This is a genomic window from Niveispirillum sp. CC-CTL257 (assembly GCF_059489915.1).
In genome coordinates, this window is record NZ_JCAJXE010000003.1 from 200,169 (window position 1) to 219,545 (window position 19,377).

General features: G+C 59.5%; 12 protein-coding genes. 10 read left to right on the plus strand and 2 right to left on the minus strand.

The features are described 5' to 3' along the window. Positions 1-3: 3 nt before the first annotated feature. The gene (locus ABC729_RS17680; RefSeq protein ID WP_495608923.1) at positions 4-4,686 is read left to right on the plus strand and encodes a beta strand repeat-containing protein; all 4,683 of its coding nucleotides are present in this window, start codon (positions 4-6) and stop codon (positions 4,684-4,686) included. Positions 4,687-5,145: 459 nt separating this feature from the next. On the opposite strand, the gene ABC729_RS17685 is transcribed toward ABC729_RS17680, so the two are convergent. Together ABC729_RS17685 and ABC729_RS17690 are read right to left on the minus strand one after the other, a co-directional pair. Further along, complete coding sequence (locus ABC729_RS17685; protein WP_495608924.1) at positions 5,146-5,931, minus strand: calcium-binding protein; 786 nt, start codon at positions 5,929-5,931, stop codon at positions 5,146-5,148. 101 nt (positions 5,932-6,032) lie between these two features. Further along, complete coding sequence (locus ABC729_RS17690; RefSeq protein ID WP_495608925.1) at positions 6,033-6,407, minus strand: cupredoxin domain-containing protein; 375 nt, start codon at positions 6,405-6,407, stop codon at positions 6,033-6,035. A gap of 91 nt (positions 6,408-6,498) precedes the next feature. On the opposite strand from ABC729_RS17690, the gene ABC729_RS17695 reads away from it, so the two are divergent. The 9 genes from ABC729_RS17695 (at position 6,499) to ABC729_RS17735 (ending at position 19,028) form a co-directional block, all read left to right on the plus strand. Further along, the gene (locus tag ABC729_RS17695) at positions 6,499-7,785 is read left to right on the plus strand and encodes a hypothetical protein (protein ID WP_495608926.1); all 1,287 of its coding nucleotides are present in this window, start codon (positions 6,499-6,501) and stop codon (positions 7,783-7,785) included. Between the two features lie 31 nt (positions 7,786-7,816). Next, positions 7,817-8,164, plus strand: coding sequence for a cupredoxin domain-containing protein (locus tag ABC729_RS17700; RefSeq protein WP_495608927.1), 348 nt, complete (start codon positions 7,817-7,819; stop codon positions 8,162-8,164). Between the two features lie 73 nt (positions 8,165-8,237). Beyond that, positions 8,238-9,479 carry a hypothetical protein gene (locus ABC729_RS17705; RefSeq protein WP_495608928.1) on the plus strand — a complete coding sequence of 414 codons (1,242 nt, stop codon included), beginning with the start codon at positions 8,238-8,240 and terminating at the stop codon, positions 9,477-9,479. 308 nt (positions 9,480-9,787) lie between these two features. Further along, a complete protein-coding gene (locus ABC729_RS17710; protein WP_495608929.1) occupies positions 9,788-11,533 on the plus strand; it encodes a methyl-accepting chemotaxis protein in 1,746 nt (581 codons plus the stop codon). A gap of 113 nt (positions 11,534-11,646) precedes the next feature. After that, on the plus strand, positions 11,647-12,351 hold the full coding sequence (locus ABC729_RS17715; RefSeq protein ID WP_495608930.1) for a response regulator transcription factor: 705 nt from the start codon (positions 11,647-11,649) through the stop codon (positions 12,349-12,351). Positions 12,352-12,389: 38 nt separating this feature from the next. Then, positions 12,390-14,567, plus strand: a complete 2,178-nt coding sequence (locus ABC729_RS17720; RefSeq protein WP_495608931.1) for an ATP-binding protein — start codon at positions 12,390-12,392, stop codon at positions 14,565-14,567. 147 nt (positions 14,568-14,714) lie between these two features. Beyond that, on the plus strand, positions 14,715-15,239 hold the full coding sequence (locus tag ABC729_RS17725; RefSeq protein WP_495608932.1) for a YfiR/HmsC family protein: 525 nt from the start codon (positions 14,715-14,717) through the stop codon (positions 15,237-15,239). 3 nt (positions 15,240-15,242) lie between these two features. Then, complete coding sequence (locus tag ABC729_RS17730; protein ID WP_495608933.1) at positions 15,243-17,312, plus strand: TonB-dependent receptor plug domain-containing protein; 2,070 nt, start codon at positions 15,243-15,245, stop codon at positions 17,310-17,312. A 180-nt stretch (positions 17,313-17,492) separates the two neighbouring features. After that, on the plus strand, positions 17,493-19,028 hold the full coding sequence (locus ABC729_RS17735) for a B12-binding domain-containing radical SAM protein (protein ID WP_495608934.1): 1,536 nt from the start codon (positions 17,493-17,495) through the stop codon (positions 19,026-19,028). Positions 19,029-19,377: the final 349 nt, after the last annotated feature.

Consider the following 19,377-nt stretch of genomic DNA (forward strand, 5'->3'; position numbering starts at 1 on the left):
TTCGTGGCAGTATGGATCTCCACCAATATGGATGGCAGTGGCACGGCCATTGTCGGGAATGTGTTCGGGACGCCCAATACTCTGCCCGATGGCTATGTGCTGAAGCTCGGCACAGACGGCAATGACACGCTGGTCGGCACGGACTTCCGTGACCGTATGTCGGGTGAGGCAGGCAATGACAGCCTGTCGGGCGGATTGGGCAACGACCTTCTAGAAGGCGGTGACGGCAATGACACGCTGGATGGCGGCGACGGGGCCGATCTCCTGAATGGCGGTGCCGGCAACGATACTTATGTGGTCGACGATGCCGGCGATACCATTCAGGACAGCAGCGGCACCGACACGATCCGCACCACGCTGAACAGCTTCAATCTCTATGGCACGGGGGCCGAGAATCTGGTCTTCATCGGCACCGGTGATTTCACCGGTATCGGCGACGGGGCCAATAACGCCATTACGGGCGGCACCGGGTCCGACACACTGATCGGTAATGACGGTTCCGACACGCTGGATGGCGGTGCCGGGGCCGACAGCATGGCCGGTGGTGCCGGTGACGACACCTATATCGTCGACGATGCCGGCGATATCGTGTTCGAGGCTGCCAGCAATGAAGGCATCGACACGGTTCGGACAAGCCTCGACGCCTACACACTGACCGCCGGGGTGGATAATCTCGTCTATACGAGCACGGGCTGGATAACGGCCACGGGCAACGCGCTGGACAATTCCATCACGGGCGGTGCCGGCAGCGATACGCTGGATGGCGGTGCCGGGCGGGATACGCTGACCGGTGGTGCCGGCGACGACACCTATTTCACCGACCGCAGCGATGATGTGGTGGTGGAGGCGGCCAATGCTGGCAATGACCGGGTCCGCACGACGGCGGCCAGCTACACCCTGTCCGCCAATATCGAGGATATGGTTTTCATCGGCACCGGCGGCTTTGTCGGCACCGGCAACGGCCTGGCAAACGTCATCACCGGCGGCGACGGCGATGACAGCCTGTCGGGTGCCGGCGGGGCCGACACGCTGATCGGCGGCATCGGCAACGATACGCTGGATGGCGGGACGGGCAATGATGTGCTGTATGGCGGTCTGGGCGATGACACCTATGTCATCGACAATGCCGCCGACACCATCGGGGAGGCGGATGGCCAGGGCACGGATACGGTCCGCACCACCCTGTCCACCTACAGCCTCGCGGGTTCCCTGGAGAACCTGACCTATGCCGGCACCGGCAATTTCAAGGGCACGGGCCACGCCGGCGACAACATCATCACCGGCGGCATCGGCAATGACACGCTTGACGGCAATATGGGTGCCGACACGCTGATCGGCGGCGGCGGCAACGACATCTATGTGGTCGACAATACCGGTGATGTCGTGATCGAACAGGCCGGCGGCGGCAATGACATGGTCCAGTCCTATGCCGACATCTACACGATCACGGGCGAGATCGAGAATGTCGTCTATCTCGGCAATGGAAACTTTGCCGGCACCGGCAACGCCCTTGCCAATTACATCAAGGGTCGCGACGGTTATGACACGCTGGATGGCGGGGCCGGCGTCGATACGCTGGAGGGCGGCTGGAGCGACGATACCTATATCGTCGATAACAGCAATGACGTGGTTATCGAGGCTGCGGGCAGCGGTACCGACACCGTAAGGTCCAGTGCCGATGCCTATACGCTGTCGGCCCATGTCGAACGGCTGGTCTATATCGGTACCGGCGGCTTCGCGGGCACTGGCAACGCGCTGGACAACACCATCACGGGCGGCGACGGTGCCGATACGCTGGATGGCGGTACCGGCAATGACACGCTGGAGGGGGGGCTGGGCGATGACACCTATGTCATCGACAGCCTGTCTGATGTGATGGTCGATACGGGCGGCACCGACACGGTCCGCACCGGTCTCGCTGCCTATACGCTGACGTCCGATCTTGAAAACCTGACCTTTATCGGTGGTGGCAGCTTTGTCGGTACCGGCAATGCCGTGGCCAACGTCATCACCGGCGGTAACTGGGGCGATACGCTGACGGGCCTGGGTGGCGTCGATACGCTGGTGGGTGCCGGCGGCGATGATCTCTATGACGTGGAGGAGACGGGCGATCAGGTGGTGGAACTGGCGGGTGGCGGCAATGACCATGTCCGCTCCACCGCCAATGTCTACACGCTGTCGGCGGAGATCGAGACCCTGACCTTCACCGGCAGCGGCACCTTCACCGGCACCGGTAATGCGTCGGCGAACTCCATCAAGGGTGGAGCGGGTGACGATACGCTGGACGGTGCCGCAGGGGCCGACACGCTGGATGGCGGTGATGGCAATGACACCTACGCCATTGACGATGCGGGCGATACCATCATCGACAGCGCCGGCACCGATACGGTCCGCAGCAGCCTTGCCGCCTACACATTGGCAGCGGGACTGGAGCATCTGGTCTTTATCGGCACCGGCGCCTTCGCGGGCACGGGCAATGCCGCCGGCAATTCCATCACGGGCGGGGCGGGTAATGACACGCTGGATGGCGGTGCCGGGGCCGACACGCTGATGGGCGGTGCCGGTAACGACACCTACATCATCGACGATGCCGGGGATGTGGTGACGGATACGGGCGGCACCGATACGGTCCGCACGGCGCTGGCCAGCCATGCCCTGGCCGCCAATATCGAGAACCTTGTCTATACGGGCGCGGGTGATTTCGCGGGCACCGGCAATGGTGTTGCCAACAGCATCGCCGGTGGCACCGGCAATGATACGCTGGACGGTCAGGGTGGCAACGATACGCTGGATGGCGGCATCGGGGCTGACAGCATGCTGGGCGGCCTGGGCAATGATACCTTCATCGTCGATGATGCCGGCGACGTGGTGGTGGAGGCGGCGGGCGGCGGCACCGATACGGTCCGCACTAGCCTTGCCGCCTATACGCTGGGTGCTGATGTCGAACATCTGGTCTTTACCGGCACCGGCGATTTCAGCGGTACCGGCAACGGGGCCAACAACTCCATCACGGGTGGCAGTGGCAATGACACGCTGGACGGTCTGGACGGCGACGACACGCTGTCGGGCGGCACCGGCAATGACAGCCTGACCGGCGGCACCGGCAATGACAGCCTGAACGGCAGCGCGGGTGCCGACACGATGGTGGGCGGGGCCGGCAACGACACCTACATTGTCGATAATATCGGCGATGTCGTGGTCGAGCAGGCGGGCGAAGGCACCGACAGCGTGCAATCCTCCATCAGCTTCACCCTGGCCAGCGTGCTAGAGAACCTCACCCTGACGGGCGGTGCCGCCATCAACGGCGTGGGCAATGATGGCGATAATCTGCTGACCGGCAATGGTGCCGCCAACAGTCTGGAGGGTGGCCTTGGCAATGACAGCCTGAATGGCGGCGGCGGTGCCGATACGCTGGTGGGTGGGGCCGGTGACGATCTCTACATGATCGACAATGCCGGCGACATCATCACCGAACTGGCGGGCGAAGGCACCGACAGCGTCCAATCCTCCGTCACTTACACCCTGTCGGCCCATGTGGAGAACCTGACCCTGACGGGTGGTGGGGCCATCAACGCCACTGGCAATGACCTTGCCAACAGCCTGACCGGCAACAGCGGTGCCAACCGCCTGGATGGCGGGACAGGGGCCGACACCATGGCCGGCGGGGCTGGCGACGACATCTATGTCGTGGACGATGCCGGCGACATTGTCACCGAGGCGGCGGGCCAGGGTACCGACCGGGTAGAGACGGCCCTGGCCGCCTATGCCCTCGGGGCCAACCTGGAAAACCTGACCTACACCGGAAGCGGTGATTTCACCGGCAACGCCGACGCCAACGCCATCACCGGCGGTTCTGGCAATGACACGCTGGATGGCGGCACGGGAGCCGACACTCTGACCGGTGGGGCTGGTGATGACACCTACATCATCGACAATAGCGGCGATGTCATCACCGAAGGGTCCGGCAACGGCACCGAAATCGCCCAGGTCTCCGCCGCCAGCTACACCCTGTCCGCCAATATCGAGAACTTGACCTACACGGGCGGCGGTGACTTTACCGGCACCGGCAATGCCGACGCCAACTCCATCACCGGCGGCGCCGGCAATGACACGCTGAACGGTGGGGCCGGGGCCGACACCCTGGTCGGCGGGGCTGGCAATGACACCTACATCATCGACAATGCCGGTGACGTGATCAGCGACAGCAGCGGCACCGACAATGTCCAGACGAGCCTGTCCAGCTACACGCTGGCCAGCGGCCTGGAGAACCTGACCTACACGGGCAGCGGTGATTTCACCGGTACCGGCAACACCGACGCCAACAGCATCACTGGCGGTGCCGGCAATGACACGCTGGACGGCGGCACGGGGGCCGATACCCTGACCGGTGGGGCGGGAGTTGACCGCTTCGTTGTCGATGATGGTGACACCATCACCGACTTCCTGGCCGGTGATGGCGACAAGCTTGATCTCTCGGGTCTGGATGCAGACAGCGGCACTGCCGGCAGCCAGGCCTTCACCTGGATCGACAATGGTGCCTTCACCAACCTGGCCGGCGAACTGCGGTGGGAAGTGACGGGGTCAACCGTGAAGTTGCTGGCGGATCGCGATGGTGACGGTAATGCCGATCTGGAAATCACCCTGGCCGGCATCACCAGCATCTCAAACGCCGAACTGGTGCTCTGACCGCCAACCGCGAGGGTGGGACACCATGCCCACCCTCACAAATCCACATATCGCGTCCACTACACCAGAACCGCACAGCAGCACAAAGAACACGTCGGAACGTGAAGTTTTGTACAGTTTTCACGAACATTGACATCAAATTAACACGGATAAATTGTCATGCCATCGGTTGAGGCGCGCCCCCGCATCCAACATGACAAAGCAAAAGCCCCGTAACCTCAATAGGTTATGGGGCTTTTGTTTTTGGACCCGGCTCCTGGCTATCGCCAGATATTTATCAAAATCAACAACTTAGCTACGCAGGGTCAAATCGAGGGTGCATAAACCCGCATCCAACCTACTGAAGCACTGTCGTCACGGCCTTGAGCCATCGCTAAACCTCGATCGATTCACGATGCTGCCCAACGGGCGATGCAAGGGCGAACTTGCCTTGCCGATTGTCCGGCCATGCGCCATTGATCACAGAAACAGGAAGTCGTCGGTCCCCCAGTTTGCCATTGCGGTCAACCCCGCATCGCCGGACAGACTGGTGAAGTTGGCCAGGATTGTGATCTCGCCGCCATTTGCCAGATCGGCGGAATGCACCAGGCGATTGAACCCCAGGGTGCTGTTGAAATAGATAAAGAAGCCGGCACCGCTGGTGATATTGGCATTCGCCGCGATCGCCGCCGCCGCCGCGCCAGCATTGGCGAAGGGCGAGGTCGCAACGATGAAGTTGCCGTTGGTGGTGAGATCCGCGGCGGACCCGGACACCATGGTGATGGGCGCATTAACGCCAAATCCTGACAGATGCAGCATCACCTTGTCGTCCCCGAAAGTGAAATCGGTGACGGCGTCAGCCAGATTGCGTCCGCGGATGCCGGAAGTACCAATGGCGCCAACAGTCACGGACGTGTCGGTAAGACTGTCGCCGAAGAAGGCGAAAACATCCTTGCCGGCCCCGCCGGTCATGCTGTCACCCAGGCTTGGGCCCGCATTGGCACCACCTTGAAGGAAATCGTCACCCGCCCCCCCGGACATCGTGTCGGCACCGGGGGCGCCCACTAGGTAATCCACTCCATTACCACCGACAAGAACGTCATTTCCAAGATCGGCCAGCATGATGTCGATGCCATCGCCACCAAACAGCACGTCGTCGCCGGCTCCGCTGGAGATAAAGTCGTCCCCGGTATCGCCCATGATCTGATCTGCCGTCGTGCCGCCGCTGATGGTATCGCTGGCGGTGGTGCCTTCAAAAATTGCCACGTTTCTCTCCTTGTATTATGGCCTGCATCTCTGCCGATTGGCGGAGCGGCTCGTCATGGAGACGAAGACGTTGGGAGGATTATTCCGTCACCACGGTGATTTCAGGGGGCGACCGTTACTTTGGCCCGCATTTTCGGATGAATGCGGCACTGCACGATGAATTCGCCCGGTGTCGAAAAGGCAACGGGCGTCTCGGTTCCCGGCTCCTGCAGGCCAATGTCAAAAACACCGCCCATGCTGGGCGAAAAGACATTGTGTCCGAACGGATCCTCGTTACGGAACAGGATCTGTTGCCCGACCTTGATGGTGACGGTTCTGGGTGCAAAGGCAATGTCCTGCTGCAGAATGACGGTCAGTCCGTCGGCACTGCTGGCGCTGGGCATGCTGAGCAGTCCCATCAGAGGTATGAGCATCCGCAAGCGATGAATATGGCAGCGTGTCACAGGTTTGCACTCCCGTGGGATCATCGGCTCCATCAGTCTGGAGGCCTCATCCCAAGACGGATCGGGCGCGCCCTTATTCCGCTGGGGCGACAATTTGGAAAATTTCTCGACGCCGCGGGAGTAAATGCATCTCCGTTTCCGTCTTCATGGTGGAAACAATGTATGGGACATCAACATGGCGAGCCGCGTCATTGCCCTTCTGGCACGCAGTCTGACACTGGCTTTCATCGGGTTGGGCTTATTTGTAGCCCCCGTGCAGGCACTGAAGATCAATGGGCAGGCATTGATTGATGCCCGCCTGGTCAGCGGAGGTAGTGAGAGGGGGTGGCTTGATGGCGGGTTAGGGAAGGGCCGGTATGGCGAGGGCGATGCGGCTTTTCGCGTGGGCGAGGCGCACCTGCTGGGCGACATCTCGCTGCTGGATGGGCTTTTGCTGCGTGGTCATGTCCGGGCGGAGATTGAACAGAAAACGGTCGCCGACGTGATCGAGGCCTATGTCCGCTGGCAGCCTTCTTTTGAGGGACGGTCCCGACCGCTGACCGTGAAACTGGGCGCGTTCTTTCCTCCGATCAGCCTGGAAAATGACGGTGTCGCGTGGAGCGCGCTCTATACGATTTCCCCATCGGCGATCAACAGCTGGGTCGGCGAGGAGTTGCGGACCATTGGTGCGGAAGCGACGTATGTCTGGCAGCCTGGGCGGTTCCGTGTTGATGTGACTGGTGCCATTTTCGGCTGGAATGACCCGGCCGGGACTTTGTTAGCGGATCGGGGTTGGGCCCTGCATGACCGCTGGGCTGGTTTGATTGAGAGTACCCGTCTGCCTGACAATTTCGGGCCGGGTGGGAGGGGGCCGGCGCGGCTGAAGCTGTTCAGGGAAATTGATGACAGGCCCGGCTACTATGCCGGGGTCACGCTGCGCCACCGTGGTTGGCCACGCCTCTCGGTGGTCTGGTACGATAACAATGCTGATTCAACGGCGTTGCGGGTTACCCGCGCCTGGGACACCCGCTTCTGGAATATTGGTCTGGATATGCGGTTGACCGCAAATATGCAGTTGCTGACGCAGACCATGGTGGGGCGCACAATTGTGACGCCGAATGCCGTCAACCGCCGTGATACGGACTTCTACGCCTCCTATCTGCTGCTGGGCTACACCGATGGCGATTGGACCTATGGTGGTCGCATCGATCTGTTCGGCAGTGACGAGAATACGCGAGCGGCGCGGGCAGTGCGGTTCGGCGAGCATGGTAAAGCGTTTACGGCATCCGCGAGCCGACGGCTTGGCGATCATCTCAACATCGCCGGTGAAGTGCTGCATACCGACAGCTACCGCGCGCATCGCCGCCTGTTTGGTGATAGCCCTGACCATGCCGATACCAGGGCGCAGTTGATGTTGCGCGTGAGTTATTGATCTTAACGAAATGCCCTGAGGAGCCTTGACCATGATCCGCCACCAATCCGTCCTCATCGTGCTGCTAGGTGCAATTGTCGCCGTAGGGGGCAGCAGCGTGGGCGCACAGTCGCCCGCTTCGACAACTCATGTCATCGGTCAACGTGGCAGCCAGTTCAATCCTCCAGCACTCACCGTTCGCAAGGGTGATGTATTGGTTTTCGTGAATGATGATAACAAACCTCATCATATTGTCAGCCACACCCCGCTCCAGACATTTGATCTGGACCTGCTTCAGCCCGGTTCTGAGGTGCGGCAGGTCATGGATCGGGTCGGTGAAATTGTAATCGGCTGCGATGTCCATCCCAGGATGGAGACCGTCGTGACGGTTGTAGAGTAACGACGCTGCTTGTGATGGCAGGGCATTCCGCGTCAAAGTATTTAATGTCATGATGCCGAAAGGGACATCCGGGATGTTTCCCATACTTGAAACCGGTCGGCGGCACTGGCGCAAAGCGAGTCTGTTGGCGCTGTTGACATCCATAGTCGGTACTGTGGCGGCCACAGGCATGGACGCCACCTGGTACTGGGTGGGTGATGTTCGCGCAGTTCCCGTCAAACGGGACCGTGGCTGGATGGATGGTGGGTTGGGCAAGACCCGCTATGGAAAGGGAGATGCCGGCATCCGGCTGGCGGAATCGCACCTTGTCGGCTACCTGACGATTGCCGACGAAGTGGAGATTTATGGCCATGTGCGGGCGGAGGCAGAACAGAAAACTGTCGCCGATGTGATCGAGGCTTTCGTGCGTTGGCAACCGGAGATCGATGGCGACGTCCCGCTGACATTCAAAGCTGGGGCCTTTTTCCCTCCCATCAGCCTGGAGAATGAGGCGCTGGCTTGGGCTGGGCTTTATTCTATTACGCCGTCCGCCATTAACAGCTGGGTCGGGGAGGAATTGCGGACCATCGGTCTCGAAGCCTCCTACGTTTGGACATTTGATGCTGTCGAAATTGGCTTTACAGGCGCGGTTTTTGGCTGGAACGACCCTGCCGGGACGTTGCTGGCAGACCGGGGATGGGCCTTCCACGACCGTTGGACGGGGTTGATTGAGGATGTGCGTCTGCCCGACAATTTCGGGCCGGGCGGGCGCGGCCCGGTTCGACTGCCCTTGTTTCGCGAAATCGATGATCGTGCTGGTTGGTACGCCGGGATTAGTCTGCGTAAACCCGGTACAGGGGGGCTGTCCGCCCTTTATTACGACAATAATGCCGACCCGACCGCCATCGATCTTGTACGGGCGTGGCGGACGCGCTTCTGGAGCGCCGGACTTGATCTCAAACTGGCACCGGGGTTGCAGCTGCTGGCACAGGCCATGATTGGCAAAACGCTTGTTGACCCTAATCCCCAGAACCGTCGGGATACGGATTTCCATGCCGCGTACATGATGCTTGGTTATACGCAGGGCGACTGGACATTTGGGGTCCGTGCTGATCTTTTTGGTAGCAAGGAAGAAACGCGAGCGGCCCGGCCTATCCGGTTCGGCGAACATGGCCATGCGGTAACCGGGGCCGTAACCCGTCGCCTTGACGACCATACCAGTATGACGCTGGAGGTTTTGCATAGCGACAGTCACCGCGCGCAACGGCGCCTGTTTGGCGACAAGGTTGATCAAGCAAGCACCCAGGTGCAGACAGCGCTACGCATTCGTTTCTAAGCCTAACCGGTATAAAAAATGAGCTGGCACAGATGCCAGCCCATGGGGCCGGATTCGCCGCGATTCCCGGCATGCTGATAGGACGGGGCAAGAGGTGACGATATTCCAGAATGGAAAAATAATTACAAAATATTAAGATTATTACAATTCATTTTCAATGCGCTAATATATGTTTGGATTCAATTTTATATTTAATTGATTCTTTGGTATCTATGGCTTCCGCAAACATTCATTTCCACTTGTCATCTTTATTGGCCTATCGTTGACCAGTCGCCACACAGGACTGTGGTAACCGGAAGGTGAAGGCCATGCATAGGCTTGTGACGGTCAGGGCGCTGATACGCCGCCTATCAAGTTTCGGCGATTGGTCGATCGCGGCCAAACTTGCCGCGGCCCCAATGATTGCATTGCTGGCTTTGGTATTGCAGTGGTGGCAAGCGGATACAACTATTCGTTGGCTGTCCGTCGGCACCATCCCGGAGCTTGTCTCTGGTGTGGAAGAGGCCACGCAGCTTTCGACCATGGTCGCGGACCTCCGCGCCGTCAATGCGGCGCTTTATACGGTATTGACGACGCGGGCGGCGGCCAGTGAGGGCGGCGGCTCCCCCGACCTGAACGCGGTTCAGGCGATGTTGGATAAGTTGATCGCCGATGTTGCCTCTTTTCGCGCTAACGTCGCCTCGCCGGAAGCGCAATCCCGCCTCGACCGGATCGCAGAACAGTTGAACAGCTTCAAGGGGGCGGTCGTTTGGGTGTCCACGATGTTGGATGTGGATTTCCAGAGTGCCGTCTCTTTTCTACAGCCTTTCCAAGCCACCTATGAAGAGACAGCCCGTGAGCTGAACAGTCTGATGGTGGAAGAAGTCGCAAAGGCCCGCGCTGAGGCGCAGCGTGCCGATAATGAAGCTGCGGGCAAACGTCGTTCGTTCCTTGTCGCCGCTTTACTTACAGGCCTAGCAGTAATCGGCCTTTCCATCTTGATCGCCTTGCGGGTTCGGGGGGCGATCCTGTCTATCGCCGATGCGACTTTGCGGCTTGCGCGATCAGAACTGGACATACCCCTGCGTGATTTAGCCCGAGGGGATGAGTTGGGTACAATAGTCGATAGCCTGCACGTTTTCCGGGACAACGCCATCCGCGTCAGGCAGCTGAACGATCAGCAGGCGCAGGAACGCCAGCGGGCCGAGGCAGAACGTCATGCACTTCTGTCCAGTCTGGCGGATGATTTTGAAAAGCAAGTTATGGGCAGTCTCCGCGCGGTTACGGTTGCCGTGGACGGCATGCGGCACGAAGGTCGCCAGATGGCGGAACTGACCCGGCATGCGCAGGCGCGATCAACCGAGGTCAAGGATGCCGCCAGTGATACTGCCGGTAATGTTCAAGCTGTGTCTGCGGCGGCGGAGGAAATGTCGGCCTGCATCGGTGAAATCGGACAGCAGGCCGAGCGGTCCGCGACGATGGTCAATCATGTCGCCGCCGATGCTACGCGCGCCAATGCGGATATCGAAGCGCTGGAGCAGGCTGCCACAAGGATTGGTGAGATTGTCGGCCTTATCGCCAGCGTTGCACAGCGAACGAACCTCCTGGCATTGAACGCAACCATCGAAGCGGCGCGGGCTGGCGATGCCGGTCGTGGCTTTGCCGTAGTTGCCAGCGAGGTCAAGACGTTGGCAATCCAAACCACCCAGGCCACCGAGGATGTGGCTAATCAGGTCAGCGGCATCCGACGGGCCGTGGGTGAGGCCGTTCGCGGCCTCAAGTCGATCACCGAGCAGATCAACACAGTCTCCGCATCGGTCGCCGGCATTGCCAGTGCGATTGAACAGCAGAACATCGTCACCCGTGACATCTCCCACAATATGTTACGCGCATCGCAGGGCACCCAGGCCATGAGTAGCGGCCTGCATGAAGTTGGTGGCGCCATGTCCCGCACCAACATCGGGGTTGGTCGTGTGGCGGGTGCCACCGATACGGTTGCCAGCAATACCGGCTTACTGACCCGCCATGTTGAAGGGTTTCTGAGCCGCATACGTCACGATGGCGCCGCTGCATAAACGAAAACTTTGAGATTTTGTAAAGAATCTCACAAAAGCTGGAATAATTGTCGATGAACTTCGTCTTCACTCCACGACCAGTCTGGTCAGTATCATCGATAAGGGGAGTGAGCATGCAACAGCCGAGCATAATGTTAGTGGAAGACGATCCGACGACTTCGGACGTTTTGTCAGTCTACCTGACCTCGGCTGGGTACGCGGTGCGTACCGCAGACAGCGTGAAGTCCGCGCGTGAATGCTTGGCGATGGGCCACCACGATGTTGTTCTTCTTGATGTGCAGCTCCCTGATGGCAGCGGCCTCAGTCTCGTGCCGGAAATGGTCAATCGCGGCAATCGCGGGATCATCATTCTGTCCCGTCGATCCGAAGCCGTGGACAGGGTGATTGGGTTGGAAGTCGGTGCCGATGACTATGTCACCAAACCATACGATCCGCGTGAGCTGCTGGCCCGTATTGCGGCGGTGCGTCGCCGTTTGTCCAGCGAGGAGGTCATCGATATCAACCCCACCCGCTTTGACGGCTGGAGCCTGTCTGATGCCCGCCGGTGTATTTGTCTGGACACCGGTGAGGAGCGGGCACTGACACGCCTGGAGCACTATGTGCTGGGTGTCTTCGTGCGTAATCCCCGCAAGGTGCTGCGCCGTGAGGCCATCATGGAGGCAGTCAACCGCCACTGGGGACCGACAGATCGCACCGTCGATGTCGTCATTGGTCGTATCCGCCGCAAGATCGTGGGGGATGGCTCCATCCGCGATCCGTTCGTCACTGTCTATGGCGAGGGGTATCTTTTTGATCCCCAGCCAGTTCGCCGGCATTGAACCACACCAAGGTTCGTTTAAACGCGATTGGGGGGATCATGTCCAACTCCGCTCTAGGCCAACTGATGCGTCCGCAGTTCCTGGTCCTTCTGGTCTTGGCCGCTTTGCTGGCCATCCAGGGGCGGACAGACATGTATAGTCGCGCTGACCGGCTGGAGGCGGCTGTTGGCAGGGTCATCGGTGTGGAAAATCTGGGTGCTGACCTTCAGCAGGTCCATGCCCAGATGTACCGCGCCCTCTCCCTGCGCGCTGACGCGGGTGCCGGTGATGCTTATCGCCGTGAGGTCGAGCAAGCGCGTCAGAGGCTGCATGCCCTTGCATTGTCCGTGGGACATCTGCGCCAGCAGGCGGCCAGTGCGGGGCAACCTGCATGGCGATCCGGTGATCTGACTCTGGATGAATATGAGGGAGCGCTGCGGTGGCTCACCGCCATGATGGAGGTTGATTTCGGTGCGGCTGCATCGTTCGTACAGCCCTTTGACGGTGCATTTATTGATCTGACAAAGCGGATTGAGCGTTTGGAGGACGAGGTCCGTCTGGCACATCTCCGGCAGATCGACAATGAAGCCCGCGAGGCGACAACAAGACTCTGGGCGATGATCGTCGCGCTCTGCGTTGTCAGCCTGACCCTGTTGATCAACCGCAACGTCGGTGGCACCCGACGGCTTGGTCTGGAGTTGGCTGCGCTGAGAGAACTCAACGCAGCCAAAACCATGTTTCTGGCTCAGCTGGGGCATGAGCTGCGTAATCCGCTTGATGCAATCATCGCCGGGTTGCGGCACCTGCGTGCTTTGCCCATGGGAGAAGAAGATAGGCGCCATCTGCGGGGAGCTCAGGCAATGGCTGAATGTTTCACGACACTTTTGGACAGCCTGCAGGATGTGGCCGCCATTGAGGCGGGTAAGATCAATTTAGCCTCCGTGCCATTCGATCCGGTCCGGCTTTGTGCAGAGGTTCTGGATTTGCACAGGCCGTTGGTGATGGGGCGTTCTGTGAAGCTGGATATGATCATTGATCCATCTCTTCCTGTCCGCTTGTCCGGTGATCCCGACAGGGTTCGCCAACTCTTGTTCAACATTGTTGGCAATGCCGTGAAGCACACCACCGAGGGCAGCGTCACCGTCACCTTGTCCCACATGGCTGACGGCATTGAAATCGAAGTGGTAGATACCGGCCCTGGTGTGGCGGCCGACGTTTGCGACCGCATGTTTGAACCCTTCAATCGACCGCTTGGTTCAGAACTGCCCGGCCGAGGCCTCGGTCTGCATATCTGCCGGCAGCTTGTAGATGCGATGCACGGGCAAATTGCTCTGCGAAACGGTGGTACGGGGACCGGCACTATTGTGCGGGTATGTCTGCCGCTGCCGGACGGGGGGCCGATCCGGTCACCTGATATTACGCTTGACGCATCGCAATCTGGTGGTCGCGCCCTGAATATTCTGGTTGTCGACGACGTGGATCTTTCTGCGGACATGTTGGCCGCTTATCTGCGCTTGCAAGGGCACCAGAGTCGTGCGGTCTACACGCTTTCTGCGGCTTTGGCCGCTGTCGTGGAGACGCCGCCAGACATTGCGCTGGTCGATCTCCACCTGCCTGATGGTGAAGGGCAGTCGCTGGTCATGGCGTTGCGGGCTTTGTCCGCTGACATGGAGATATGGATCGTGTCCGGTGCGGTGAGCGCAGAGGTCCTGTCGGCATTGGCCGCTGGCGCTGATCGCTTCTTCCCCAAACCTTTGAACGAGGAATGGTTGGCGCGCAATCTGCGGGAATGGCATGGCGGTCAATCAGTGTCTTCGGGCGGATCATCCATCCTTGACGCCGACCGGTTGATCGCGTGGTGCAACGGCGTTGGGGCATCTCGGTTACGTGACGGCATCGTGCGCCTTCGTGGTAATGCGCAGAATGACCTGGACGGCATGGACCGGTTGTTGGTGGCGGGTGATCGCCTCGGTTTGGCCCGCGCTGCTCATCGGCTTGCCAGTGCTATGGATACGTTCGGCTGCGTGCGAGCTTCCGAACAGCTACGCCGACTGGAACATCTCGCGCTGTCCGGTGACGGTCGTGGTTTGACAGGACCGGTCACTCAGGCCCGCATGACGGTCCTCGCCGCGTTGGATGTGTTGTGGGATTGGGCACTACGACAGAAGTATCTAGAAGATTTGAGGGGAAATATCAAGGATATTAAAAGTAATAACCAAAGAAAACAAGCATCATAAGGAATAAATATACAAATACATTACAATTATAACAGCTTTTTGACAGCTTGTCTTTGAGTATAAAGCTAGAATTATACTGATATAATCTCACGGTATCGCCGTGAGATGTGGGTGCGGTGCATCTCCGATGAGGGGTAAGGGGTGACGATGGCAATCGTAAATTTCCTGAAATCCATGGCTGCCGTAGCGGTTATTGCTGCTGCCTCGGCCGCGCCGACCGCTGCGGCGGTGACGCCGAAGGATATGCAGATCATAGGGCGCATGTTGGGCTTCTTCGATCCGCCTTTTTCTGGACAGCTCCAGGTGGGGATCGTCCACGGCCCCGCCACGAAGGCTGCGGCGGAGGCGCTGGCGCAGCAGATGGGGGCAGGGCTGGTCACGGGTGGCATCACCCTGGTGCCAAAGCTGATTGCTGACGTGGATGTCGCAGCGGCAGGTGTTTCAGTGTTGCTGCTGACCGATGTCGCCAGTCAGGGTGAGGCCGCCGTGAAGGCTGCCACTGGCAAGCGGGTGGTGGTCGTGGCGACGGAACCCGGCTGCGCCGATACCGGGCGCTGCATCGTCAGCCTGCAAAGCGATCCCAAGGTTGAAATCACGATGAACAAGGCGGCCGCAGATATGGCGGGTGTCAAGGTCGGTGCGGCCTTCCGCATGATGATCAAGGAGCGGTAACCCATGCTCACCCCCATCAATTCCGCGATATTCACAACCCGGAAAGCCGGGACTGCTCCTGCGGTCGGGAAGGCGCTGCTGCAGATGCTGTTGGCCGGGGCGGCAGTGGCGCTGCTTTCCCCTGCCGCCCTGGGCCAGGGCATGGACTATGACAGTCTTCAGCAGCTGTTCGGCGAACCCGTAACAACCAGCGCCACCGGCAAGCCGCAGCGCGTTTCCGAAACCGCCGTTGCCATGGTAATCATCACGCAAGAGGAAATCCGGCGCAGCGGTGTGGATAACCTAGCCGATCTGCTGCGGCGCGTACTGGGCGCCGATTTTCAGCGCTGGGGTACTCAATCGACCGATATAGGGGTTCGGGGCTTTATGCAGGCGGCCAATCCGCGTTTGTTGACCCTGGTCAACGGGCGGGAGGTGTATCTGCAAAGCTACGGGCGTACCCTATGGGAGGGTATACCCGTCCAACTGTCGGAGATCCGGCAGATTGAGATTGTGAAGGGTCCTAATACTGCCCTTTTTGGTTTCAATGCCGCCTCCGGCGTTGTCAATATCGTCACCAATAATCCACTGTACGATCAGGTTAGCAATGTAACGGCTCGGGTCGGCACACAAAAACAGCGGGAGGCGAATGTTACGGCGACAGCGTCTCTGGGGGAGGCCGGCGGTATCCGCATTTCCGCCGGCTGGGCTCGGATGAACGAGTTCGACACACCGCGTCTGCCGGTGCAGGACTTTGCCAGTGTCGACCCGGAACGCAAATCTGCCGCCATCGACGCCCGTTTCCGTCTCGGAGCGGATACGGTTTTGGTCGCGGAAGCGACAACCAGCAATCTGCTGCACAGCCTAGGCAATCCACTCACCAACGAAAGCTTTGACGTCGAAAGGATGAAGGTCAGGTCCTTCAAACTAGCCGTTACAAGCGATACTGATTTCGGAACGATCGAGGCCACAGGATACCGTAACATCGAAACCTGGGACATCAGCCTGGGTAACGCCGTACCCATTGGCGCGCCAAAGAACGTCACCGACGTGTTCAAGCTGCAGGACCTGTTTAAAATTGGCACGGAGCACACCATTCGGTTGGCTGGTGAATATAGGGTCTCGAAGCAGGATTTGAATTTCGATCAGCCAGGTCATGGCAAGTTCACAACCAGCTCGGTGTCTGCCATGTGGGATTGGGCACTGGCTCCGGCTTGGACGCTGGTCACGGCGGGTCGTGTGGACATGGCGGATCGCAAGCGAAACAGCCCCGACTTGCCACCGGTCTATCCATTCCGCGTGTCACAGTATGATGTCAGCGCGACTGAATATACCTTCAACGCTGGTCTGGTTTATGCCGCCTCGTCCCTGGACAGCTGGCGGCTGTCGGTTGCGCGTGGGTTAAAGTCACCATCGCTTGCTCAATACACGTTTGATCTGTTTCCGCCCGGCCTTGTTGGTCTGACCAGTCCCAATCCGGCCTCCGAGGTACAACAGAGTGTTGAACTGGGCTACAGCCGTAAGCTGGAGGCCATTGATGGGACGTTCCTGGCCAACCTGTATTACCTGGATGTGGCCAATGTCGCGGCTAATTCCATCCGCCCTCTTTCCCCGACCGGGCCGATGTTCCTGGTCCAGAACAAGCTGGGCGATGCTACTGCGGTTGGCCTGGAACTTGGCCTCAAGGGGCGGACGGGGGCTGGGCTGCACTGGGGTATCGACTACGCCTTCCACAAGACAAAGGATGATTACTTCACCACTGAAGTGACGGGCTTCACCACGGTCCTGGGCTCGGGCACCCCGCGCCATAAGATCAACGCTAACCTGGGCTACACGATCGGCGCTTGGGAGTTTGATGGCTATTTACAATACCGATCTGGGGTCAAGTTGGCCTTTGACCCCAGCGTCAGTGGACGGACAGGCGTAGGGAAGGTTGATCCGTATCTGATGCTGGATGGCCGGGTCGCGTACAGGATGACCGACACCATTACCGTCGCCCTTTCAGGTATCGGGTTGGATGGTTCCAGCTACCAGACCGGGCTCCTGCCGCCTGCTGAACGGCGGGTATTGCTGACTTTGTCCGCGGATTTTTGACCTATGGGCCACCGGCGCACATCCCCGTGCCGGTGGTCGCATTTGCGTGGTTGGCGTTGGGAATAACCCGGTGTGTCCGTCCGTCTATGCAGTGCGGATCAGTCAGGGGAGCGGATGGTGGCGTGTGTCATGGATCAAGACTTGGTGACATGCCCGCCTTGTCTGGCGGGAGTCTGATCGATGACGGATTCCAACCGCCCTGGTGTCATCCTGTTTAACCCGTGGGCAACTAGCCGTCCGCGGGTTCCCAACAGCATTCTGCATCTAGCGGCAGCACTCGGCGACGCATTCCATGTTGAGCTGGTGGATGGCAATCGGGAGACCGATCCCTGGAAGGTGATCCGGTCTCTGTTGGTCAGCGGCCGGTTTCGTTATTTTGCGTGTACAGTGATGCCGGGACCGCAATTGCAGCAGGCGGTCCCAGTTACTCAACAGGTTCGCAAAAAATTTCCTGATGTCGTCACTATCTGGGGTGGCTATTTCCCATCCAATCAGCCGGAAGCGGTTTTACGCTCGCCGTGGGTGGATTACGTCATTGACGGGCCTGCGGATACGAGTTTTCCGCAGTTGCTGGCGACGCTGGAGGTTAATGGGCCTGTCGATCAGGTGCCAGGTTTGATCCTGTTGCGCGATGATACAGTGGTTAGGGTGCCGCGCGGTCCTATTCCCGACCCGGATGATGTGGCCGCCCTGCCATATGCATTATTGTCAAAGCGTTATTCGATGGATGGCTATCTGCCGCGAACGTTTCTGGGGCGGCGAACCCATGCCATGCATACAAGCTTCGGCTGCCCGTTTACCTGCTCCTTTTGCGCGGTCGTCCCCATCTATCAGGGTAGGTGGAAGGCGCGATCGGCGGCGCTGGTGGCTGACGATGTCCTGCGGGTGCGGGATCGGTATGGCGTTGATGCCATTGAATTCACAGACAATAATTTTTTCGTTTCGGAGAAACGGGTGTTGGCCTTCGCGCAGCGCCTGTTGGGACAGAATGTGTCCTGGTGGGGCGAGGGGCGAATTGACACAATCGACCGCTACTCCGACGCCACGTTGGCCCTGATGCGCGAAGCCGGATGCCGGATGATTTTCTTCGGCGCGGAGAGCGGCGACGATTCCATTCTCGCGCAGATCGACAAGGGCGGTAAGCAATCAGGCGAGCAGATACTGCGCTTTGCACATCGTCTGCTGTCCTTTGGCATTATTCCAGAATACTCGTTCGTTCTGGGCTTTCCAAAGCCGACCGAGGCGGAAGTTTGGGGCCAGATCCGTCGCGATATCGCGTTCATCCGCGATCTGAAGCGTCAGGCACCGGGCACCGAGATCATCCTGTATATCTACAGCCCGGTGCCTACCGAAGGCAGTGCGCTGCATGAACAGATATCACGGGCAGGATTTGCGTTCCCCCGCACGCTGGAGGAATGGCTTTCTCCGGCGTGGGAAGCGTTTGACCTGCATCGCAACCCGCTGACCCCCTGGCTGACGCCGGCCATGGTCCGGCATATCCATGATTTCGAAACGGTCCTCAACGCACGCTTTCCGACCGGTACGGATTTCACGGTCGGGCCGTTGGCCCGCCGGTTGATGCCGACAATAGCCGCTCTGCGGTATCGGCTGCAGCTTTATAGGCGGCCTGTCGAACTGAAGGCCTTCCAGAAACTTCTTCGCTACACCCGACCCGAGATCGAGGGCTTCCGGGCTGAGGGAACATCGACGCCATGAATAACAGCTTGACCGACGTTGCGCCATCTAGTGCGAGGCCGGCAACCCTTGCCACCATCTTGGGCACGGTTGAGGCGGCTATCCTGCGGGTGCTGGCCTATCATGACCTGTTCCGTCATCCCATGACTTCAGATGAGATACATCGGGTCATCGACCTGCCAAATGTGAGTAAAGCTCGATTAGGTGCATGTTTACGGCACCTGACCGCCCTGGGTTTCATCCAACGACAGCAACTGGATGCCGGAGAACATTCGGTATTGCCGTCTGGTCCCTTTTACGGGCTTTCGGACGTCGCAGCCCGCGTATCGATGCGAGCGGAGGGTGCGGCGCGGGCGGCGGCGGCCATGCC